Source organism: Otoolea muris (genome assembly GCF_943193115.1).
Taxonomy (GTDB): Bacteria; Bacillota; Clostridia; order Lachnospirales; family Lachnospiraceae; genus Otoolea; species Otoolea muris.
The window spans coordinates 1-23,023 of sequence record NZ_CALPCY010000039.1 but is presented as its reverse complement, the minus strand read 5'-3'; the positions used below and the strand labels follow the sequence as shown (position 1 = coordinate 23,023).

Here is a 23,023-nt window from a genome sequence, read left to right as displayed (position 1 = left end):
TTTACGTTTACTTTTACTTTTCTCCCCCGCGCGCCATCCGCTTAAGCACAAACAAAAATCCGGCGTACAGGACGCAGCCCTTCAAAATACTGGACACGGTCAGCGCCCACCAGATCCCGTTTAACCCCAGCGCCGTCGCCGAAAAGAGGACGGCCATGGGGATCCGGGCCGAGGTGAGCGTCACGCTCACCGCCGACGGAAAGCCCGTGCGCCCCAGTCCGGCAAAGGCCCCCACCGAGGTCTGCTCCACCAGCATAAAAAGCTGTGAAAATCCCAGTATTCTCAGATAGTCCACGCCCCCGGCCAGCACCGCAGGCTCTGTGATAAAGACAGAAAACAATGGCCCGGCCATAAAAATCAGGAGCGACGTGGTGCACAGCCCCCACAGCGCCGTCATGGCAATGGCTGTGGAAAACCCCCGCTTCACCCGATCCATCTGTTTGGCCCCGAAATTCTGCCCGATAAAGGAATTGATCGCGGCGGCAAAGCCGTCTCCCACCATCCACGATACAGACTCAATCTGGCTCCCCACTCTCTGGACTGCCACGGCCTTGTCGCCGTAACCGGCCACCAGGCGTGTCAGAATCATGGAAATACCGGCGTAAATCAGGTTCTGCACGGCCGCCGGCATGCCGATCCGCACCATCTCCTGCCTGCAGTACGGGGGAACCGGGGTAAACAGTGAAAATCCCTTAAATAGCCGGCTCTCCCGCCGAATCGCCAGAATAAACAGAACCGTCACGGCCGCCTGCGCCGCAACCGTGGCCACAGCGGCCCCAACGGTTCCCATGGCGGGAACAGGACCCGCGCCGAATATGAGGAGCGGATCCAGAATCACATTCAGCACAAGCCCCGCCACATTCACCTTAAACGGCGTCCGGCTGTCCCCCGTGGCTGTCAAAAGCCCGGTGAGAATCATATTAATATAGGAAAATAGAATACATCCGCAGGCAATCCGCAGATAGATCATCGCCGACTCCACAATCTCCCGGCTCGCAAGGCCGAAAAAGCCGATCAGCGGCCCGGCCAGGACAAGGCAGACCGCCCCAAACGCCAGGGCAAATACCACGCCCATCTGGATCGCTCCCCTGGCGTAGCGGGCGGCGGCCTCCTCATCCCCGGCCCCCAGGGCATGCGCCACCTTCACCTGTCCGCCGGTCTTTGCCAGAATCGCAATCCCCTGGGAGAACCAGCTATACATGCCCGCTGTCCCCACCGCGGTCACGGCCCCGGAGCCCAGACGGCCGATCCAGGCCATATCCGTCAAATTATACGCCATCTGCACCAGAGACGTAGCCATGATCGGAACCGCAAGCCTGGCCAAAGCAGGCAGGATCGGCTCATTCAGTAAATCCACCTGTTTTCCCATTTTACTGTGCCCCCATAATCATTTTCTATAACTCCGGCTTGCCGGGCGCGGGCAGCGAGCGCTGTTTACCCGCAATGAATACAGCGCTGTACCAGTCTCCTTACCGCTGTGACAGATACGCGTCGATGCCCCTGGCCCCGGCGCGGCCCGCCTCCATCGCGAGGATCACCGTCGCCGCGCCCGTCACCGCGTCGCCGCCGGCATAGACGCCTTCCTTTGTTGTCTTCCCGTTCTGCTCATCCGCGATAATACATTTCCAGCGGTTGACCTCCAGACCCCTGGTGGTAGAAGAAATCAGCGGGTTCGGGGAGGTCCCGAGCGCCATGATCACCATGTCCGCCTCAATCTCGAACTCCGATCCGGCCACTTCCACCGGCCTTCTCCTCCCGGATTCATCCGGCTCTCCCAGCTCCATCCGGCGGCACACGATCCCTCTCACCCAGCCGCTCTCATCAGTCAGGATCTCAGCCGGATTCGTCAGGAGATTGAACACAATCCCCTCTTCTTTTGCGTGATGGACCTCCTCCGCCCTGGCCGGAAGCTCTTTTTCGCTCCTTCTGTATACAATATGTACCTCAGCGCCCAGACGAAGGGCTGTCCTGGCCGCGTCCATGGCCACATTTCCGCCGCCCACCACGACCGCTTTCTTTGCATTCATGATCGGCGTGTCATGATCCTCGCGGAAGGCTTTCATGAGATTGCTCCTGGTCAGATACTCATTGGCCGAAAATACGCCGTTTGCATTCTCGCCCGGAATGCCCATGAATTTTGGAAGCCCGGCTCCGGAGCCGATAAAGACCGCTTCAAAGCCCTCTTCCTCCATCAGCTCGTCGATGGTCACGGATTTCCCGATCACCACGTTCGTCTCCAGCTTCACGCCCAGCTTGCGCACATTGTCGATCTCCGGGCCGACCACGCCTTCCTTGGGAAGACGGAACTCCGGGATCCCGTAGGTCAGGACGCCGCCCGGTTCATGGAGCGCCTCAAAGATTGTCACCTCATAGCCCAGCTTTGCCAGATCCCCGGCGCATGTCAGGCCCGCGGGGCCGGATCCGATCACAGCCACCCGCTTCCCGTTCGTCGTCTCCGGCGCGGCCGGCACAAAGCCGTGCTCCCTGGACCAGTCCGCCACAAAGCGCTCCAGCTTTCCGATGGAAACCGCCTCTCCCTTTATGCCGCGGACGCACTGTCCCTCGCACTGTGTCTCCTGCGGGCAGACGCGGCCGCAGACGGCCGGCAGCGCGGACGATTTGGCGATCACCTTTGCCGCCTCCTCAAAGCGGCCTCCCTTTACCTCCTGAATAAAGGCCGGTATATCGATCGAAACCGGGCATCCGGCCACACATTTCGCATTTTTACAGTTTAAGCACCGCTCTGCCTCTGCCACAGCCTCCGCCTCGTCATAGCCTAAGCAGACCTCCTTAAAATTAGCGGCGCGTACAAGCGGCTCCTGTTCCCTGACCGGAACCTTTTTCATCATGTCTCTTTTTGCTTCCATCATCTGTCACCTCCGCAATAGCCGCAGCCGCCGTGATGCGTGTCTCCCTCTTTCAGCCGGAGCATGGCCCGCCCCTCCTGATCCTTATATATCTGCTGACGCTTCATGGCCTCGTCAAAATTTACCAGATGGCCGTCAAATTCCGGCCCGTCCACGCAGGCAAATTTTACCTGATCGCCCACTGTCACACGGCAGGCCCCGCACATGCCGGTCCCATCCACCATGATCGGGTTTAAGCTCACAATTGTGGGAATGCCCAGCCTCTTTGTGAGAAGGCAGACAAACTTCATCATAATCATAGGCCCAATGGCCACGCAGACGTCGTATTTCTTTCCCTGCTTTTCCACCAGATCCTCGATCACGCCTGTCACCATGCCCTTTGTCCCGGCGCTTCCGTCGTCTGTGGCTATGTAAAGCGATCCGGCCGCTTCCCCCATCTCCCGGGTCAGGATCAGGAGATCCTTTGTCTTGGAGCCCACGATCACATCCGCGTCGATGCCGTGCTCCTTCATCCATTTCACCTGCGGATAGACAGGCGCCGCCCCCACGCCGCCGGCCACGAATAAATATTTCCTTTTTTTCAGGCTCCCGATGTCCTCTTTTACAAAATCCGACGGATTTCCCAGAGGGCCGACAAAATCACGGAAGGAATCCCCTGTCTTTAAGGAGGCCATCTGCTCCGTCGATGCGCCCACCGTCTGGAACACGATCGTCACCGTGCCCTCTTCACGGTCAAAATCGCAGATCGTGAGGGGAATGCGCTCGCCCTCCTCATGAAGCTTTACGATCACAAACTCCCCCGGCTCGCAGGAACGCGCAACCCTGGGGGCTTTTACAACGCACAGGTAAATTTTGTCGGCCAGCTTTTCGGCCTTTACAATCTGGTACATGGTATTCTCCTTTTTTTGCTTCCTGATTCTGATGTAATCCACATTAATTCGATACGATTTTGCTTTAACAGCGGCAGCCGGGCGCGTAAGGGGCCGCAAGAAGCCGGCGCATCCTCAACACCCGCTGACCGGCAGTGTCTGGCAAATTCAGGCTTTCCTTAAAAGCCGCTCCGGAAACTGCCGCCTGAGCGTGCGCATCATGCTGGCCGCATTGATGTAAAACGCCTCGTCCGGCTGTTCTTTTTTGTCTACATGGGAGTGGAAGATCCGTTCCAGCTCTTTTAATGCCTCGTCGTCGGAGCTGTGCTCGTTCATGACGCCCAGCATAATTTCCCGGCTCTCTGTGAGTTTTTTCTGCAGGAAATCCCATATGCGGGCCCTGTCCCGCTCTCTGACAGGGCCGTGGTGATTCAGGATGATTTCCTTTACGGGATAGGCGCGGGAACGCCGGATGGACTCTTCCGCTCCTAAATAATCCACCAGAAAGGAGGGCATATAACCGCCTTTGGGCCCCATAACGCCTACGGTCTCGCTGCAGAGCATCAGTTCGCCGTCTATAATATAGGAAAAGGAATCTCTTGTGTGGCCGATGGTCGCAAAGGCGTGTACTTCGTGATCGCCGATCCGGACGGTTTCCCCGTCTTCCAGCGTTTCATCGACCTGCAGATCCGCATCCCGGTAGTCCGGATCCCAGAAAAGGCCGGCCGCCTCTGCCGCCTCGCCGCTCAACCGGCGGATCGTCTCCAGTGCAGACGGTTTTTTGAGGATTTCTCCCGCCTTTTCGGAAGCGTACACTTTTACGTCCGGCCACGCCCGGCGGACGGCCGGAAGACCTGATACGTGATCATAGTGGGAGTGGGACAGGAGAACCGCGTCCACCCTGCCGCCGCCCAGCTCTTTTTTGATCTTTTCCACCATCGGGGCAGCCGCGTAGGCCATGCCCGCCTCAAAGAGAATATTTGCCTCTCCGCGGATCAGAAAGACAGCGCCCTCTCCCACGCCTGATACGTCTGTAAAATGCATGCCGCATAACCTCCTGGATTTTCTCCTCGCGAATAAACACATTATAGAAGATTCTCCTGCTTATGGCAAGCGGAAATTGTCGGGCGCAATAAAAGTGTTTTATTTATTTAAACGGAACGATTGCGGGGGCGCTGTTTTTCGTGAGAGGGCCGCCAGAGTCAGATTCTAAACCCAACGGAACCCCGCTCCCGCCCGGAGAAAAGCGCAGCGGACGCTAAGCCCGAAAAGACCTCGCTAAGCGCCGGCGGTTTTCTGCGGGTTCCTTATGGGTTTAGAATCTGACACTGGCTACATACCCGGCAAGCTATAATAAAACCAACAGTTAATATAATTCATTACGACTATATTATAAGAATAATATTCTTTTATTCATAAAATCACAGGATATAACAGTTAAATATCTGTTGATTTACACCGAAAATTGAATACATTATTTACAGAATTCCCCCCTCCTCATCCGCTGCAAATAATTCTTTAATTGTCCTCGGACTAACCCACCTATACAGGTTTAACCGGCTTCCGGCCTTATCGTTCGTGCCTGACGCCCGCGCTCCGCCGAAGGGCTGCTGCCCCACTACCGCGCCTGTCGGCTTATCATTAATATAGAAATTTCCGGCTGAATTTCTCAGGGCCTCTTCCATGTGTACGATTATGCCGCGATCGCGCGCGAAGATCGCCCCTGAAAGCGCGTAGGGAGTCGAGCTGTCGCAGAGTTTAAGCATTTCCTCAAATGCTTCGTCCGGATACGCGTAAACGGTCAGGACCGGCCCGAAGATCTCCTCTGTCATGGTTTTATAATCCGGCCTTTTCGCCTCAATCACGGTCGGATAAATAAAGTACCCTGTGGATCCATCGTACCCGCCGCACAGAACCTCCGCGTCCGCGGACTGCCTTGCCTCGTCGATGTAGGCGGTGATGGATTCAAACGCGTTCTTATCAATCACCGCGCCCATTTCATGCGAGAAGTCAGACACATCCCCTGTCCGGATCTGTGAAGCGGCCTTCAAAACGCCCTCCTTTACCTCCGGCCAGAGAGACGCCGGAATGTAGGCCCTGGACGCCGCGGAGCACTTCTGGCCCTGATACTCGAATGCGCCCCGCGCCAGCGCGGATACTAAAGCCTTCACGGACGCGCTCTTATGTGCAAAGATAAAATCTTTTCCCCCTGTCTCCCCGACCAGGCGCGGGTAGGAGCGGTAATTCCGGATGTTCTGTCCCACCATGGACCATACGCTTTCAAACACGCCCGTGGATCCTGTAAAATGAAAACCTGCAAGCCGCGGATCGCGCAGCACAAAACGGCTCATGTCCGCACCGCTGCACGGCACGAATTGGATGGCTCCGGCCGGAAGTCCCGCTTCCAGCAGCACTTTCATGACATAATAATTGGACAGCACCACGGACGAGGCCGGCTTCCAGAGGACTACATTCCCCATTAACGCCGGGGCGGACGGGAGATTGCCCCCGATGGACGTAAAATTAAACGGCGTGACAGCCGCCACAAATCCCTCCAGCGGACGGTATTCCAGCCGGTTCCATTCGCCCGGCGCATGGTTCGGCTGTTCCTCATAGATCTGCTGCGCATAGTACGCATTAAACCTGAAGAAATCCGCCAGCTCACAGGCAGAGTCAATTTCAGCCTGATGAACCGTCTTGCTCTGGCACAGCATGGTCGCCGCATTGACCACGGCCCTGTACGGACCGGTCAGGAGGGCGGCGGCTTTCAGAAAAATCGATGCGCGGTGCTCGAATGGCATGGATTCCCACGCGGCCTTTGCCTCCATCGCCGCATCGATTGCCGCTCTCAGCTCCTTCTCCCCGGCCACGCTGTACTCTGCCAGGACATGCGAATGAAGATGCGGAACCGTGCAGACTCCCGTCTTTTCCGTCCAAATCTCCCTTCCGCCAATGATCAGCGGAATCTTAACCACCTCTCCCATCTGGCGTTCCAGCTCTCTTTGAATGTTCTCCCTCTCCTCTGAACCCGGCATGTAACGGAAGGCCGGCTCATTGGCAGGCATATCCATTCTATAATGTCCATTGCTCATTGTTTCTCTTCTCCTTTCATTCTCACCATTATATTTTACAAAATATAATAAAATATGGTTTCATTTTAATGATATTATATTTCATATTTATGAATATAAATGTATTATAATAGATTAAAATTAAAATGTCAATATAATCATCTCTATTATCCCGAAATATTTTCATATATATGAATTGTCTTTTTTCTATTTCATTACGTTTAATCAAAATTCAACCACATTTTTTCCAATCTGATCTGAATGGAGTTCCCGGAAGAGCAGCGCCTCCCTGTTTGCCGCGCTGCCCGGACACTATTTTCCTGCGCTGGCTCCGGAGCCAGCGCACGCCAAAAAGCCTGCTTCCCGCAAAGCCAGGAAGCAGGCGCACCGCAAAGCCGTAAGCGAATCTGTGCCAGAGCCGCCTATATATGTTTCTTAACAGTTTCCACGGTTTTATTATACTAAAAGAAACCGCTTTTTATCAAGAATAGCCAAATTAAACGATCGTGTAACTTTCCTGGAATTTTGATGGACAGATCCTCCCGTTACCCGAGCGAAAACAGCTCCCTTACCTCTTTCATCCGCCCGCACGACATCCTTCCCTCGGGGCAGGCCCCGTCCATATAACAGCCGGGCCCGTACAGGGAAAACAGAGCCGGATACCGCCTCCTCAGAATCCGCAAGAGCTCCTTTGCGCGCCCCGCGATCTCCCACTGCGCGCGGCTGCACGTTCTTAAGCGGATGAAGGTCAGAAGCTCATTCGCATTCATCGTGGTCAGGACCGGGATCGTCAGGCCGCTGAGCAGCAGATACGCCATACTGCTCTCTGCAAATCCATTTTTCCGCAGCCGCTCTGCCGTCCGCTGCGATTTGGCAAATACCTCTTCATACCGCTCCTTAAGGCCCGCCTTCACAATGCTCTCAGGCGTGATATACCGCTTAAAATCACAGCTTGCCAGATAATCCGGCACAAGGATGGACTGCATCCTGTGCCGTACCAGATGTGTGACGCCGGACAGGGAGACTCCGTTAAAAAGGATTGTGAAATTCACCTGCTCCAGCTCCCGCCTGCGCGAATGCGATAAAATATTCCGGATTACCTCTTTCTGCACGTGCGGATCCGGCCAATCTGCCTGAAGCCGTCCGCCGGCGGACAGCGCCGCTGCCCGGCATATCATTTCCTCCGGATGAGCCGGGCCGTCCACCAAAACAACCGGCGCCTCATGATCCTCTGTCACACTGCCAGGCTGTGCTGTCTTTATCCCTTTTCCGGAGAAAAACGACGGAAATTCTGTCTCCCCTGAGCCTGGCCATTCCTGATTCTCTGCCTCTTTCGTTTTCTCCGTCTGCTCCTTTTTAAAACCGGAGCTTTCAAACGGCAGAAACGGAAGCGTTTCCTCACACTGAGCTATCAGGGAGCTTCCCAGGGCCGCAATCTCCGGGTATTTCCTCCCCCTCCCCCAAACCATCTCATTCACGATTTTCACCAGCTCCCGCGCGTTTACGGTGCAGTAAAAATTACTCCGGAATGAATATGGGAGCACAAATCTGGCGTCCTCCTTGGGGATTCCCTGTTCAAGCAGAAACTCATATTCCTTAAATAAATATTCCATGTGGCTGCCATACAGCTCCTCAGACGCTGCGGCGCGTTCGCCGCAGCACGCGAAATCCGGCGTCACATAGCCCATTTTTCCAAAGTCCACATATCTGCGCGACTTCACAGTAAAGGACGCCAGCCGGAATTCAATCATAAACTGCTCCACAAACACGGACACATTGTCAAAGGACAGATTCAAAAACACATGCTCCAGCACCGAGGTATGCCCCGAAGACAAGATTTTCTGAATCAGCCTGATATTCTCCTCCTTATCCCTCGCGCATGATTTCTCATAGATTGCATCCGCGCCGCCCTTTGTCGTGGAAATACGCCCCGCCGAGGCCACTATACTGTCAGCGTTTTCATTGTAAAATAGAATTCTTACGGAACCCTGCTTCAAATTGTTCTCTCCTTTTCTGTCTGTGTCTCGCTGCAATCGAACCGCGTTTCGTTACGATATCGTTTGCCGCCAAACAGCCATTTCTTCCTTAAATCCGCGATGCTTTATTCTATCATTTTACTTAACCTATTTCAAGAAATCTTTTCAGACGCCGCGGCTGAATCGCTATTATTCACGGCCCGATGGCATTTTACTTAAGCGAAGTGAACGGTTGCGGGGCGTAGTTTGTCGTGAGAGGCCCGCTGATAACGCAGCCGCCGCCAGCTCCTGTATCCAAAAGGAACCCGTAGAAAACCTCCGGCGCTTAGCGAGGTCTTTTCGATCTCAGCGTCCGCTGCGCTTTTCTCCGGGCGGAAGCAGGGTTCCGTTGGATACATGAGATGGCGGCGGCGGCCCCCTCACAATGAACCATAGCTCACATACACCTTAGGAACTGTTAAGAAATAACTTTTCAATAGTGCGCAGGATTTTTCTTCGAGAGTGCCACTCAAAAATCAGGCGCATAGTAGGCTATGTAACTGATTTTTGAGTGGTACTCTCGGAGAAAAAGACAAGCAATATGAAAAGTTATTTCTTGACAGTTCCTTAACTAAAAAATGACCGGACACAGCCTGAACGATGCCGTGTCCGGTCACTCTAACCCTTATCATTGCTTCAATTTGTTACATTCTTGACAAACATTTCTTAATAATCTCCACAGCCCCTTCCATTCCAAACTTGGATGTGCTGACTGTCAGATCGAATTCCACCGGATCGCCGTCCTCGGTTGTGGAATGGTTCTTGCGGATTTCGACTCTCTGCTCTCCCATCTGTGCGATCCGCTCCTCCGCCTGCGCGCGGTCCAGCTTTTCATTGGCCATGGCCCACTGAATTTTTGTCTCAAGATCCGCCTTAATGAATACATTCAGATTTCTGGGACGCCCCTGAAGCACGGAGGCGGCGCTTGTTCCTACAAATACGCAGGAAGCCCTGTCGGATAAGTATAGTATCGCCTCCCGCTGGGCCGCCAGATCGTGCTCGTTCTCATCCTCCGGTATCTCCTTAAGCAGATGGTTCTCCTCCGCAATCCGCCACAGATCCTTTTTATCATAGCACTCAAGGCTTAACGTCTTTGCCAGCCACTGTGCGACATTTTTTCCGTTGCTTCCATACTCCCGTTCAATACATACTGTTTTGTTTGCCATTACTTCTCCTCCTGACAGGAATTCCTCCTAAACGGCGGGCCGTGCGGCGGATATTCCTTTTTTTGTTGCCCTGTCATAAAATGCTGCGTAAACCTGTAATGATGGTAACAGTTCAGACAACCTGAACTGTTACAGCGTCTGCCTATGAAAATCGCTTCGCAATGGGGCAGATGCCTGCTGCCTCTATGTTTTCGTACGGTCGGCGCAGCAGGTGCGCAGACCTGTCTGAACTGTTACGAATGATGTACAGTTACGCAATGTTATGTTACAAATAGTATACGTTATTTTTTTAACAATTTCAAATACTTTATTCTTATATATTGATAACTTTTATATTATAATATATACTAAATATTATAGTTTCATCCTGTCAATGCAACCGTTCGGATGACCTCTGAACCGTTGCCAGGGGATCACTTTAATTATAGAACTGCAGACAATGAAGACTTGTGAGGTTTTTATGGAATTATTACAGCTTCGCTACTTTCTCACCGCCGCCAGATACCAGCACATGACAAAGGCGGCTGAGGCGCTGCGGATCGCCCAGCCGGCCCTTTCCCAGTCGATCAAGCGCCTGGAACAGGAACTTGGCGTCTCCCTGTTTGACCGGGAACGGCGCGCCGTCCGCTTAAACGATGCCGGGCGCTTCCTGCTAAAGACGCTCCTGCCCATCATGGAGGCCCTTGACGCCCTTCCGGACGCGGTCCGCGAACAGGCCGCGCGCGCGCAGGGAACCATCCGCTTAAGCCTCGCGGCCGCCTCCTGCCTGGCGGCAGGATGGGTGGCTGAATATAAACGCCTTCATCCGGAGGCGCGCTTCCTGATCCGGACAGATTTTCACGAAGAGCAAACGGATCTGTGCATCTGCGGCGCCCTACCGGACGCTCCTGCTGCAAAAGGAAGCAGGCTGCTTCTAAAAGAGGAATTTTTCCTGGCCGTCTCTTCCGGCTCGCCCCTGGCCGCCATGCAGGGCGCGCGCCTCAGCGACGCAAAGGATCAGGATTTTATCACCCTCTGCACAGACAAATCCGCCCGGCAGGCCGGTATGCGGTTCTGCCGGGAAGCCGGCTTCACGCCGCGGATTGTCTGTGAATGCAGCGATCCGGAATCGGCGCAGCGCCTGATTGGGGCCGGCCTTGGGGCCGCCCTCTGGCCTGTGTATTCCTGGGGCGTTCCCCGCCATCCGGATCTGGCGCTTGTGCCGGTCAGCTTCCCGGACTGCCGGCGCGATATTTTCCTCGTGCGGCCGCCCTCCGGCGGGGACGCGGCTCTTCTCGGCGATTTCTGCAGGTTTCTGCAAAACAAAAGCAAAGGAACTGCCGCGGATTCGTGACAGTTCCTTTACAAAAAGTGTTATAGTAAACGACAAAATAATTTGTCGTTTACTACGGGGGATGCGCACGATTTTGCAAAGGCAGATGCTGCGTTTCACGTAGCGCAAAATCGGCGCAGTGAACGCCAAAAACAAAAATTTTTGTCGTTCACTATATATATTATTCTTTCTCGTTCTCTGCAGCCCTTGCCTCGACTTCCTTCTTCTGGACATCGCCCGGCGCCTGCTCGTAGCGGCTGAATTCGTAGGAATACAGTCCGATTCCGCCCGTCATGGAACGCAGATCCGTATTGTAGCCGAACAATTCGGACATCGGAATATCTGCCTCAATGATCTGTTTTCCGTGGTGATCCGAATTCATGCCCAGCACGCGGCCTCTGCGGCGGTTTAAGTCGCCCATCACGTCGCCGGTGAATTTATCCGGAACCGTGACCTTTAAGGACGCGATCGGCTCAAGGAGAACCGGGGTTGCATCCATAAACGCCTTTTTAAATGCCAGGGTGGCGGCCATCTTGAACGCCATCTCAGAGGAATCTACGGGGTGATAGGAGCCGTCCACCAGCGTGGCCTTTAAGCCCACAACCGGATAGCCTGCCAGCGGTCCTTTAAGGACGCATTCCTGGATGCCCTTTTCCACGGCCGGGAAGTAGTTCTTCGGAACCGCGCCGCCGAACACTCTCTCCTCAAATACATAGGGCTTCTCCAGATCGCCGGAGGGCTCAAATTCCATCTTTACATCGCCGTACTGGCCGTGTCCGCCGGACTGCTTCTTGTGCTTGCCCTGGGCCTCGACTTTCTTGCGGATCGTCTCGCGGAACGCGAATCTCGGCTTGCTCAAGACAATATCCACCTTATATCTCGCCTGCAGCTTGCTCACTACCACCTCAAGCTGCTGATCGCCGATGCCGTAGAGCAGGCTCTGGCGGTTCTCCGGGTCGTTGACCGAGCGAAGCGTCAGATCCTCTTCCATGATCTTTGACAGAGCGCTGGAAACCTTGTCCTCGTCGCCCTTGGTCTTGGCCGAGTACGCCATATACGTATACGGTGTGGAAATCTTCGGCTTGTGGTACACGATCGGCGCCGTGCGGACCGCTATCGTATCCCCTGTCTGGGTCACGGTAAGCTTGGCTACCGCGCCGATGTCGCCGGCCTTTAACTCCGGAACCTCGATCGTATCCTTGCCTCTTAAGAGATAGATCTTCTGCACCTTCTCCTCCGCGTCCTTGTTTACATTATAAATCACGCTGTCCGGCTTTAAGCATCCGGTGCAGATCTTCATCAGGGAATATTTGCCGATAAAGGGATCCACAACGGTCTTAAACACTCTGGCGGATAAGGACACGTCGTCGTTGTATTTCGCCGTAAAACGCTCGCCGGTGGATACATCCACGCCGACGCACTCGAACTTATCCGGCGACGGGAAATATTTGTCAATGGCCTGCAGCAGATGGTTGAAGCCCTGCGCGTTCACGCCGGAGCCCATCAGCACCGGAACGATGCTTCCGTCCGTCACCTGCTCCCTGAGAGCCTTTGATATCTCCTCCTGCGTAAACTCCTCGCCGGAGAAGTAGCGTTCCATATACTCCTCGCTCGTCTCAGCCACGGCCTCGATCAGGGCGTCGCGCACGATCCCCAAGTTCTTCTGCGTATACTCCGGAATATCGCACTTCTCATAATCGCTTAAGTTCGTAAAGCGGCGGCCTTCCATCTTTACCACATTTACAAAGCCCACAAACTTCTCGTTCTCACGGATCGGCACCTGTAAGGGCGCGATCTGGCGGCCAAAGCGCTTTTCAAGCTTTAAGATCAGCTCGCGGAAACTCGCGTGGTCGTCGTCCATATTGGTCACAAAGAAGAGACGCGGCAGGCTGTACTGCTCGCACAGCTCCCATGCCTTCTCCGTGCCAACCTCGATGCCGGCCTTGCAGTTTACCACGATCACGGCCGCGTCAGCCACGCTGATGGCCTCCTCCACCTCGCCCACAAAGTCAAAATAACCGGGAGTATCTAAAATATTGATCTTCAGCGGGCCTTCCTCTCCCTGATATTCAAGCGGAATCAGTGATGTGGAAATAGAGAACTGGCGCTTTATCTCTTCTTTATCATAATCGCTGATCGACGTTCCGTCCGGAACCTTACCCATCCTCTTGGTCACGCCTGTCACCAGGGCCAGCGCCTCTGCAACCGTCGTCTTTCCCGCGCCGCCGTGACCTAATAAAACCACATTACGGATTTGTTTCGTCCCATATACATTCATATAAATTCCTCCCGTATATTAATTTTAGTCCATGTTGATATTGTACAAGAAAACAGAGATAATTTCAAGTGAAATGTAACATTTCAGACAATCGGGAGCGGATTGATTCTATGAGAAGGCCGCCGGGAGCAGGTTCTATATCCAACAGGAACCTGCCCCGGGCGGCCTTACGCGATTACAGCATGAACGGGTTCCTCATATCGCCTTCTTAATCCGAAGAATATTCTGCCCGTCCTTATACTCATATGTGATCTCATCCATACTCTTCTTTACCATATAGATCCCCAGCCCCCCGATCTCGCGGTCCTCGGCGGAAAGCGCCACGTCCGGGTCCTCTTTGGCGAGCGGATCGTAGGGAATCCCGTTGTCGATAAAGGACACCACGACCGCAAGCGGATCCTGCAGCACCTCCACGCGCACTGTGGCCGGGCCGATCTCGGGGTTGTATGCGTAATGCGCAATATTTCCAAACAGTTCGTCGATCGCGATGTCAATCTGCATCTGCGCCTTCAGGGGACAGTCAAGGGCTTCGAGCTGCTCGTCCACAAAGGCCGTTACCTGCGTGATATTTTCAATTGTGGCGTCAATGGTCAGTTCCTTCATTGTTTTCTCTCCTCCATCCGCTCCCTGTATTCCATGCACAGCATGGTGATATCGTCAAACTGCGGGGCCTCTCCGACAAATGCGTCGATGTCCCTCTTTACGTGCGTGAGCAGCGCCTCCGGCGGCTCGCCGGCATGACGGCACAGAATCTCCTTAAGGCGCTCCATGCCGTAGAGCTCCTTGTCCCGGTTCGTCGCCTCTGTCACGCCGTCCGTGTATTGGAACAGCCGGTCGCCCGGCTCCAGGCGCAGGCTGCCGCAATGGTAGCGCATGCCCTCCATGCCCGCGAGGACAAAGCCGGCGCGGATTTTGTACGGTTCAAAGCCGCCGCCTTTTTTGCTTATAAAGGGAATCTCATGGCCTGCGTTTACGAATGTGAACTCGCCGCTCACGAGATCCAGAACGCCCTCAAAGGCGGTGATAAACAGGCCCTCGCTGTTGGATTCGCAGAGCAGATCATTGACCTCTGTGAATACATCTCCCAGATCGCGGCCGGGCTGTGTGTGATCCTTGATAAGGGTCTTGCCGATCACCATGAACAGCGCCGCCGGAACGCCTTTTCCGGAAACGTCGGCCATGACGACGGCCAAATGACGTTCGTCTACCATGAAGAAATCATAGAAATCGCCGCCGACCTCCTTCGCGGGGTTCATGGTCGCGTAGATGTCAAATTCCGGACGCTCCGGGAAGGCCGGGAAAATGCTGGGCAGCATATCGGCCTGAATCTGCGTCGCGATCGAGAGCTCCGCGCCGATCCGCTCCTTTTCCGCCGTGACCGCGGTCAGATTTTCCATATACTTGACGATGTCGCTTTCCATCTTGTGCACGGCCTTTGCCAGCACGCCGATCTCGTCCGTTTTCTGTATGGAGAGCAGCGCGTCCGAGGGCGCGCCTGTATCGGCAAAGCGCTTCGCCTCGTCTGTGACCGCCAGGATGGGCGTGAGCATTTCCCGGTACAGAAAGGCGCTGTATGCGAGCAGGAACAGGCAGACCGCAATCAGGACTCCGGTCACCACATGCTTTACATACGTATTGCGGGCATTTTCCAGCCGGGTCATGGCCTTTTCCACTCCCAGGATCGCCACGATAGTCCCTTTGCCGTCCCGCACGGCCAGGCCGGCCGTCGTATGCGCCCCGGACTCCTCTGAATAGGCGTAAAGATATTCCGTGGCGCGCTCCCCTTTTGTGATGATATTACGGACGTTATTGACGTACTTTTCATCCACGCCGATAGCCGTATAGCCAAGCGGATAGCGGTCAAATCCGCTTTGGGAGTTCACGGAATCATAGATGTAGGTCAGCGTCCTGTAATCCGACTCATCCACCCTGGCGACGTAGATCAGCGTCGTATCCGTGGCTTCCACGAGATCGTCGAGCAGGCGCTCAATCCGCCTGTACTCCTCATCCTGCCGCCCGGTTGAGAGATATTCTTCAAACCGGTCGGGGTTTAAATACTGAAGCGCCGTCTCCGCGATCTCATAGGCGGAATCATTGTACTGCTGTTCCAAAACAGACGTAAATTCCCGGTAGCCGATCGCGCTGATGATCGCTCCCAGAAGGATACCAAAGATGATAACGCCCAGGGTGAGCTTTGCGGTGATTCCCGTCATCCTTTTTTTCATGCCTGACGTTCCTTTCTATTGCCTGTATTTCCAATAATGTACTCTCGAAATCAGGCGCAGCGGGATTCCGAGAGTACATAATATCTAAAGGGCGGCCGCCTGCTGCGATGCAAAAAACTGCTTTTTTTCCTCTGTGTCCAGGATCCGGATCCCCTTGTGCTGCCCCATCATGCTCCCGCCTGCGGCCAGACGGGCCTCGTAGCGCCTGAAACTCCCCGCGCAGAGACGGGAAATGCGCGGCCGGCCAATCTCATGCATGAGCCTGCAGCCTTTATACTCGAAATTTGCCCGGCACAGGCAGGAATCCAGCCGCTCTTCGGCTCCCGCGGCCAGCGCGCCCTCGTATTCGATGTAAAACAGATACCGCGGCAGCGCGCCGGATAGATCCTCCTGAACGGAATACCCCGCGATCCGCAGGCCCGCCCCGCGGGCAAATTCCTCTACGGCCGCCTCCAACTGCTCCTGATTGCATTTCTCCCCTGCGATGTTTACGATCTGGTGCTTCCGGTAGCAAAACCGCACAACCGGGGCCTGTCCATGAAAGCCCGAGACCTCGATTACATCCCCCATCTCATACCGGTATAAGCCGGAATGGCTGGTAAACAGCAGTTCGTACCGCATTCCTTTGCGAAGCTCCCACATAAAAAGCGGACGCCGGTTTCCCCCCGCCTCCCTTTCCAGAGGCAGAAATTCAAAAAAGCCTGTCTCCGGAAGCAGGATGTAAGCATCCGTCCCGTCCATCCGCTCCGCCAGGCCGAAGATTCCCTCCGAGGCCGCATACGCGTAGGAATGGATGGGTATATTCCCGGCGTACTCCCTCATGCGCTCCGTAAACCAGGGAAAGGTTTTGCCGCCGATGGCCAGCACATAGCGGACATCCGGCCATATTTTCTGTATCATCCCCCTCCGGAGATCCTCTCCTGAATAGCGGCCAAGCTCCCGCGCCCGCTGCGGATCCGGCGGAAGGCTTTTTTTAACAAAATCCCTCCATCTGCCGCTCAGAGGAATCCCCGCATCGACGCCCCCGGTCTCCATATCGCGCAAAAGCGTATCCCAGTTGCGCCGGATATAGTCCATCGCGCCCGCCACCCGGTTGACAAACACGCCGTGTATGGCGCGCAGCCCGCGCTCCGCAAGGGCAAACCGCGCCTTCACATAGAGCAGATCCTCCAGCTCGTCCGGAAACAGAACCTCTTTGGGCGCGCAGTAATCCGACGCGTCAAATCCCCCGTCCCGGTCCATCCACTGATAAATACAGCCCGAGCGGATACCGTTCATCGTCCCGTCTTTCATGCAGGTGCGGGCAAATTCACCGATCTGAAATATTTTCCCAAAAATATCGTCCCCCGGCCAATCTTTGTAATACTCCCGAACCATCCCGAACACGGCGCTGTAGGCGTAAATACACTGGATATTCAGATCCGTTTCCGTAAGCGGCACATACTTCGCCTCCCCCGTCGTCCCGGAGCTGATGCAGTAATAGGCCGCCCTCTCCGCTGTCAGAACCCGTTCCTCCCCGTCAATCATGCGCAGAATGTACGCCTCATAATCCCTGTAAGAAGAAACCGGAACCCGCTTCTGGTACTCCTCTGCGCTCCGGATGGAGTTAAATCCGTATTTCCTGCCGTACACGGTATCGCGGTTACGGCGCAGCAGGCCCTCCAGCAGCGCCTGCTGTACAAACGCCGCCCGGCTGCATGAAGCCTCCAGGCGCGCCATGGCCTCCTGTCCCAGCTTTGCGTAATTGGTTTTCATCGCTTCCTCCGTTCCTTTGCCGCATCGTCCGCCATATCCGCCGTCATATGTAAATCTGAATGGTATTCATGCCAAAGGTCCGTTGGTACACCGTTGTCTCCACCAGATCCTCGATCATCCGGACGCCCATATACATGTCGTCCTCCGGCGCTTCTCCCCCCGCTGTTTTGCTGAGCGGGTTAAATTCCATGCCGCTGTAGCGGATGCGGATCCCAATCACGCCCTCCAGGGAATAGACCCTTAAGTCAAATTCCACGCGTTCCTGGTTCACGGACGTGATCAGGGTCATCAGCTCCTCCATTGCCAGGCTCACGCGCATGACCTGTCCGGGAACCATCCCGTTTTCCTCGCAGAAAACCGTGATCTTGCCGCTGGCGTCACAGATATCCTCCGCCTCTCCCTTAACAGAAAAATTGATCACTCTTCCCGCCTTTTCCAGCGCATGATCCATCAGGAGAAAACGGGAATATTCCGGGCGCAGGCGATGGTAAACCCCTGTCGCCGCCGCCCACAGAAACAGCGTCAGAAGCTCGCCGGAGCATAAAAACCACCACGGGCTCTGCCCGGCGCGAAACAGCAGAACCAGGCTCACGCACGGCGCAAGGAACACGCGCAGCAAAATGACGGCGTTAGACCACATCGTCCGGCCCGCGACATTGTAATACCCTGACAAAATACTGTTGAGAAGCGCCGGAATCATGCCAAGCGCCATACAGGCAAAAGCAGGGAGCAGAGATACTGAAAGGCCGTACAGAGAAGAAACCGTCTCCGCTCCGGCAAGGATCACCGCGCAAAACACAAGGCACCAGAAAATCCCGCTCTTGACCTCCCTGATGAGCAGCAGCCGGGCGCTCCGGTTATCGTGCTCCCCGCTGTAAATGCCGAGCATGGCGGACGCCGCCTGCGGCACGCCGCCGGTCACGCTCTCCTCAAACGCGCCGATACAGCTCACCGCCGTAAACGCCGCCACCAGGGCGCTCCCTCCGTGCCTGAGAAGCAGCGCGTTGACAGCCGCCACGCGCAGGGTCTGGAATACGTTATTTAACGCCGACGGGCTGCCCGCCTCTGCGATGCGCGCAAAGGGAACTCCCCCGCCGGAAATGCCAAAACCGAACGGAAAGCTGCTTTTCGCATCGCAAAGGCTTAAAAAGCCCAGCGCGCAGGCCGCGGCGGTTGCCAGGACGCTCGCCAGGGCGGCCCCGAAGACCCCCATATCGAACACATACAGAAACAGCAGATCCAACAGCACATTTCCCGCGCCCATCAGAACCATCATCGCCGTTACGCGCCCGTTTTTGCCGTCCAGCCTCAGGTACCAGAACGGAATATAAATCATGATTTTAGGCAGCGCCCCTGCCAGAGTCACGCCCACATAGTGTGCTGTCAGACCTGCCACAGCCTCCTCCCCGCACAGCAGCCCGGTCAGAGGCTTTAGAAAAAACAGCCCTGCCGCTGTAATCGCCGCGGATGAAACGGCGCACCAGAACACAGCAGCCCGGTACAGGGCCTGCGCCCTCTCCGCCTGGTTATTCCCAATGGCCTCCGACGCGCAGATCGCGGTTCCCGAGACGATAAAAGAACCCGCGATGCAGAGCACAAGATACACGGGAAGGCTGAAATTGATCGCGGCCAGAGCGTCTGTGCCCAGCCGCTGCCCTACCAGAATGCCGTCCGCCAGAATATTGATATTGCCGCTTAAAATGGACAGCATGCAGGGGATCAGGGCTTTTCCGTAAGCTTTTTTTAAAAATTTTTCGTTCTGCTCCAGAGAGACGGAGGAGGTTACCGGTTTACTCATTTTTCTATGGTAAGAATATCCGCGAAACCGGTCACCTCAAAGATCTCCATAATCGTTTCATTCACATGAACCACCTTCATGCTTCCCTGCTTATTCATGCTCTTCTGCGCTCCCAAAAGCACGCGCAGCCCGGCGGATGAGAGATAATCCAGGGCGGTCATGTCAAAGACCAGCTCCTTCACGCCGTCCAGCCCGGCCTTTAAAGCCTTCTCCAGCTCCGGCGCTGTCGTTGTGTCCAGCCTGCCCTCCAGGGCAATGCACAGCTCATTTCCGTTTACCGTTTGTTTCATGTTCATACCATCTACCTCATTTCCTTATAATTTTATTATCAGATGGTTTTCACCATCCTGATAGCTGTGTTGCAGTTCCTTTGCGACCGCCTTCAGTATCCGGGCCGACAGATCCTCCGGATCCTCAAAGGGGTGGAACAGGGCGCCTCCATATATAATGCGGATAACTGCCTGGCCCTCCCGCTCGCTGTACTCCAGCGCAAAGCTCATATCAGGGGGTGCTGCAGGCAGAAGCTTTTGCAGCAATACTTCTTCGGCCGCAAGCTGCGCCGCATAGATCTGGCGCTGGGAGAGCTGACGCTTTCTTCCGAATTCCTCTATCTGTGTCATAAAGCCCGGGAAATCAAACGTTCCGGGCGTAATATCCGCCTTCAGCTCCTTTAGCTGGCGGATAAACATCCGCGTCAGCTTCTTGGAGGGATGCCCGAAAATCTGCTCCGGCGTCCCCTGCTCGTAGATCTCGCCCTGATCCATATAGAATACGCGTGTGGACACTTCTCTCGCAAATTTCATCTCATGCGTAACGATCAGCATCGTTAAGCCCTCTCCGGCCAGACGCCGCATCACGGAAAGAACCTCTCCCACCATCGTGGGATCGAGCGCGCTCGTGGGCTCGTCGAACAGTACGATCTCCGGATCCATGGCGAGTGTTCTCGCGATGGCAACCCGCTGCTTCTGCCCTCCGGACAGCTCGTCCGGATACGAAAGCGCCTTTCCGGCCAGGCCCACCATGTGAAGAAGCTCCATCCCGCGATCGTATGCCTCCTGCTTCGGCCTGCCCAAAAGCTCCATGGGAGCGCACATGAGATTTTCGATCACGCTCAGATGCGCGAACAGGTGGAAATTCTGAAACACCATACCCATCCTGCGCCGCAGGGCCGGCAGATCCGCATTCCTTTCTAAAATATCTTTCCCGCCCACGAGAACCGTTCCCGAGGTGGGCGTTTCCAGACGGTTTAAGCAGCGCAGCAGCGTGCTCTTTCCCGTGCCTGAGGGCCCGATGATGGAAATCACGTCCCCCTTATGAATATCCGCATTGACATCCTTAAGCGGCGTCGCGCCGGGGTATTCTTTTCTCAAGTTTCTGATATGGATCAATGCGTGTTCACCCCCTTTAAAATCTCTCTGCGCCGCTTCGGATCCAGTGAAATTTCCACGCGGCCGATCAGGGAGGCTGCAAGCCATGACGCCAGAAAATACAGCACGGCTGTGACGATCAGCGGGAAAAACGCCTCATAGGTCCGGCTCCGGATGATATCCGACGCCTTGGTCAGATCCTGTATGGCAATGTAGCCCACCACAGACGTCATCTTCACCATGGAAATAAATTCCCCCTTAACGACCGGAAGGAAATGCCTGGCGGCCTGCGGCATTACGATCTTCATAAACGCCTGCTTTCCCGTATAGCCAAGCGCCAGCGCCGCCTCGGTCTGTCCCGGATCCACGGACTCGATCCCGGTTTTCATCATTTCTGACACATAGACCGCGAAATTGATGGAAAATCCGATGATTGCCGCCGCCATCGAAGGAATGTCCACCCCGCCAAAGACAACGTAATAGATCAGCATTAACAGCACCAGCACAGGCGTTCCCTGTATGGCCCGCACAAAAGCCGCCGCCGCTCTTCTAAAAAACAGCGGGCCGGAGCGCCGTATCATACAAAGCCCGAACCCGAGCGCCATGCCGATGCAGCCTGCGCACGCAGAGATCACAAGCGTCACCCCCAGGCCGCCTGCCAGAAGCTTCCAGCGCATCTCTTTGACGAAATTATTATAAAAGCTGTCCTTTAAGGCGCCCACAAAGCCTTTCTTCTCCCCCGCGGCGCCGTTTCCGCCGTCCTTGTTTAAAACAACCAGCACAACGCCGCCCGTGTAATAGCTCTCCGACATATCGATGCTTTTTTTCCGTTCCTCTGTGATGCTCATACAATTGCTCACAATATCCGCTTTCCCGGAGACAAGCATGGGAATCAGCGCAGATAAATCGGCCTGCACAAGCGAAAGCTCCATATCCAGCTCACAGGCAATACGCTGCACGAGCTCCACCTCGTACCCCGTGCCCGCGCCGCTCTCTGTTGAATAACACATCGGCTTTGTGGTCACGCCGTGCACATAGCGCAGCACGCCGTTATTTCCGTCCGCCCGCAGATCCTCTGGTATCGCCATCTGCGCCTCATCCCCCGAAAACCATCGCCGGGCCATATCCTCAAGCGTCCCGTCCTCTCTGAATCTCCGGATAATCTCATTTACCTGCTCCGTAAAGCGGCTGTCCTTTGCAAGACCCAGACCGTAGGCGTCGTCTGCATAGACATACCCCTCCATGATCCGGACCCGGGGATTCTGCGCGGCCAAAAGCCTTGCCACCGGTTCGTCCAGCGCGATTGCATCCACTTTGCCGTTTTCCAGCGCCATCACCTCATCCGCGACATTGCTGTAATATAAAAACTGCGCATCCCCGATCGCCGCGCTCACAAGCTGGTCAAAGACCGCGCCGTCCGCCACGGCAAACGTCTTTCCTTTCATACCGGCAAGGCCGGCGTCCTCCTTAGCAGCGCTTACGTCCGCCGTTTTCTTTTCCCTGTCTTCTCCCCCTGCCTCCGCTGCATGCGCGGCAAATCCGCCCCAAAGGCAGGCGAAAAGCAGCAGCGCCGCCAGAACAGCGCGGCGCGCATGCCCGCATCCCGCTGTTCCAAATGCCCGCCGCGCCCGTTTTCCGCTCTCTTTCATTGAACCCTCTCAATTCTGTCCGTTTATCCGTCCCGCTCTTTATATCTTACCGCAGCGCGTTATCCCTGGCTCATATACCGGTACGCATCCGTCCCGCCGTACATCATCCCATACTGCATGATCTTCTGCCGGATCTCTTCGCTTCTCTTCAAATCATCATCCATTTTCCCGGAGAAATCATCCAGCAGAAAACTGATATTCCTCTGCATCACCCGAATCGTATGCGCCATATTCTGCATCATATCCACTACATTTCTGGGGTTCGTCCTGATAAACTCCTCCAGCGCGTCTTTTGTGATGCGCATCACAAGCACCTCATTATACGCCACCACTGTATACACCCCCGGCAGATCTGACAGCACATTCAGCTCCCCAAAGCACCGCCCCTTTGAATAAATCCCAATCAGATGTTCGTCCCTCTCCCCATACCGGTTGTAAACTGCCACAGAACCGGAGATAATCTTATACATCTCCCCGCACACCTCCCCCTCCCGGAGGATCACCTCATCCTCCTGAAAGGTCTTAAGCTTCCACTTCTTCCTTGAGTCCACACTCCAGTCATCCATTATTCAATTCTCCTAGTATAATAATGGTGTAGTCAAAAATGACTACTGGTTAACAGTTACAACGTCCAATCTAATAAATCTATAT

At 55.1% G+C, this 23,023-nt stretch carries 16 protein-coding genes and 1 pseudogene; 1 reads left to right on the top strand and 16 read right to left on the bottom strand.

The features are described from left to right. Nucleotides 1–13: 13 nt before the first annotated feature. The 7 genes from NFS31_RS18855 to NFS31_RS18825 form a co-directional block, all read right to left on the bottom strand. Nucleotides 14–1,369 (bottom strand): MATE family efflux transporter, encoded by a 1,356-nt coding sequence (locus tag NFS31_RS18855; protein WP_251498619.1) that lies wholly within the window; start codon nucleotides 1,367–1,369, stop codon nucleotides 14–16. A gap of 100 nt (nucleotides 1,370–1,469) precedes the next feature. Beyond that, nucleotides 1,470–2,867, bottom strand: coding sequence for an NADPH-dependent glutamate synthase (gltA, locus tag NFS31_RS18850; RefSeq protein ID WP_251498671.1), 1,398 nt, complete (start codon nucleotides 2,865–2,867; stop codon nucleotides 1,470–1,472). After that, nucleotides 2,867–3,757 (bottom strand): sulfide/dihydroorotate dehydrogenase-like FAD/NAD-binding protein, encoded by an 891-nt coding sequence (locus NFS31_RS18845; RefSeq protein WP_251498617.1) that lies wholly within the window; start codon nucleotides 3,755–3,757, stop codon nucleotides 2,867–2,869. The genes gltA and NFS31_RS18845 overlap by 1 nt, the downstream gene beginning before the upstream one ends. 147 nt (nucleotides 3,758–3,904) lie before the next feature. Continuing rightward, on the bottom strand, nucleotides 3,905–4,780 hold the full coding sequence (locus NFS31_RS18840) for an MBL fold metallo-hydrolase (protein WP_251498614.1): 876 nt from the start codon (nucleotides 4,778–4,780) through the stop codon (nucleotides 3,905–3,907). Between the two features lie 434 nt (nucleotides 4,781–5,214). Then, entirely contained in the window at nucleotides 5,215–6,828 is a 1,614-nt protein-coding gene (pruA, locus tag NFS31_RS18835; RefSeq protein ID WP_251498612.1) for an L-glutamate gamma-semialdehyde dehydrogenase, read from the bottom strand. 524 nt (nucleotides 6,829–7,352) lie between these two features. Next, nucleotides 7,353–8,804: an FAD-dependent thymidylate synthase gene (thyX, locus tag NFS31_RS18830; protein ID WP_251498609.1), complete on the bottom strand. Its 1,452-nt coding sequence runs from the start codon at nucleotides 8,802–8,804 to the stop codon at nucleotides 7,353–7,355. A 662-nt stretch (nucleotides 8,805–9,466) separates the two neighbouring features. Then, nucleotides 9,467–9,988 carry a cytidylate kinase-like family protein gene (locus NFS31_RS18825; protein ID WP_251498606.1) on the bottom strand — a complete coding sequence of 174 codons (522 nt, stop codon included), beginning with the start codon at nucleotides 9,986–9,988 and terminating at the stop codon, nucleotides 9,467–9,469. 460 nt (nucleotides 9,989–10,448) lie between these two features. Here NFS31_RS18825 and NFS31_RS18820 point away from each other — a divergent pair, with 460 nt between their 5' ends. Beyond that, nucleotides 10,449–11,321 (top strand): LysR family transcriptional regulator, encoded by an 873-nt coding sequence (locus NFS31_RS18820; RefSeq protein ID WP_251498603.1) that lies wholly within the window; start codon nucleotides 10,449–10,451, stop codon nucleotides 11,319–11,321. Nucleotides 11,322–11,481: 160 nt separating this feature from the next. On the opposite strand, the gene NFS31_RS18815 is transcribed toward NFS31_RS18820, so the two are convergent. From NFS31_RS18815 to NFS31_RS18775, 9 genes and pseudogenes are all read right to left on the bottom strand, one after another. Beyond that, nucleotides 11,482–13,578, bottom strand: a complete 2,097-nt coding sequence (locus tag NFS31_RS18815) for an elongation factor G (RefSeq protein ID WP_251498601.1) — start codon at nucleotides 13,576–13,578, stop codon at nucleotides 11,482–11,484. A 195-nt stretch (nucleotides 13,579–13,773) separates the two neighbouring features. Further along, nucleotides 13,774–14,181, bottom strand: a complete 408-nt coding sequence (locus NFS31_RS18810) for an ATP-binding protein (protein WP_251498599.1) — start codon at nucleotides 14,179–14,181, stop codon at nucleotides 13,774–13,776. After that, the gene (locus NFS31_RS18805; protein ID WP_251498595.1) at nucleotides 14,178–15,803 is read right to left on the bottom strand and encodes a PP2C family protein-serine/threonine phosphatase; all 1,626 of its coding nucleotides are present in this window, start codon (nucleotides 15,801–15,803) and stop codon (nucleotides 14,178–14,180) included. The genes NFS31_RS18810 and NFS31_RS18805 overlap by 4 nt, the downstream gene beginning before the upstream one ends. 84 nt (nucleotides 15,804–15,887) lie before the next feature. Further along, entirely contained in the window at nucleotides 15,888–17,558 is a 1,671-nt protein-coding gene (locus NFS31_RS18800; RefSeq protein ID WP_251498592.1) for a GH3 auxin-responsive promoter family protein, read from the bottom strand. Nucleotides 17,559–17,601: 43 nt separating this feature from the next. Beyond that, complete coding sequence (locus NFS31_RS18795) at nucleotides 17,602–19,356, bottom strand: MATE family efflux transporter (RefSeq protein ID WP_251498589.1); 1,755 nt, start codon at nucleotides 19,354–19,356, stop codon at nucleotides 17,602–17,604. Continuing rightward, a complete protein-coding gene (locus NFS31_RS18790; RefSeq protein ID WP_251498587.1) occupies nucleotides 19,353–19,652 on the bottom strand; it encodes an STAS domain-containing protein in 300 nt (99 codons plus the stop codon). The genes NFS31_RS18795 and NFS31_RS18790 overlap by 4 nt, the downstream gene beginning before the upstream one ends. A 375-nt stretch (nucleotides 19,653–20,027) precedes the next feature. Beyond that, nucleotides 20,028–20,744: pseudogene (locus NFS31_RS18785) on the bottom strand (amino acid ABC transporter ATP-binding protein); the annotation flags it as partial. Next, complete coding sequence (locus NFS31_RS18780; protein WP_251498585.1) at nucleotides 20,741–22,372, bottom strand: ABC transporter substrate-binding protein/permease; 1,632 nt, start codon at nucleotides 22,370–22,372, stop codon at nucleotides 20,741–20,743. The pseudogene NFS31_RS18785 and the gene NFS31_RS18780, both read right to left, overlap by 4 nt. Nucleotides 22,373–22,431: 59 nt before the next feature. Then, on the bottom strand, nucleotides 22,432–22,938 hold the full coding sequence (locus tag NFS31_RS18775) for a Crp/Fnr family transcriptional regulator (protein WP_251498583.1): 507 nt from the start codon (nucleotides 22,936–22,938) through the stop codon (nucleotides 22,432–22,434). Nucleotides 22,939–23,023 lie beyond the last annotated feature (85 nt).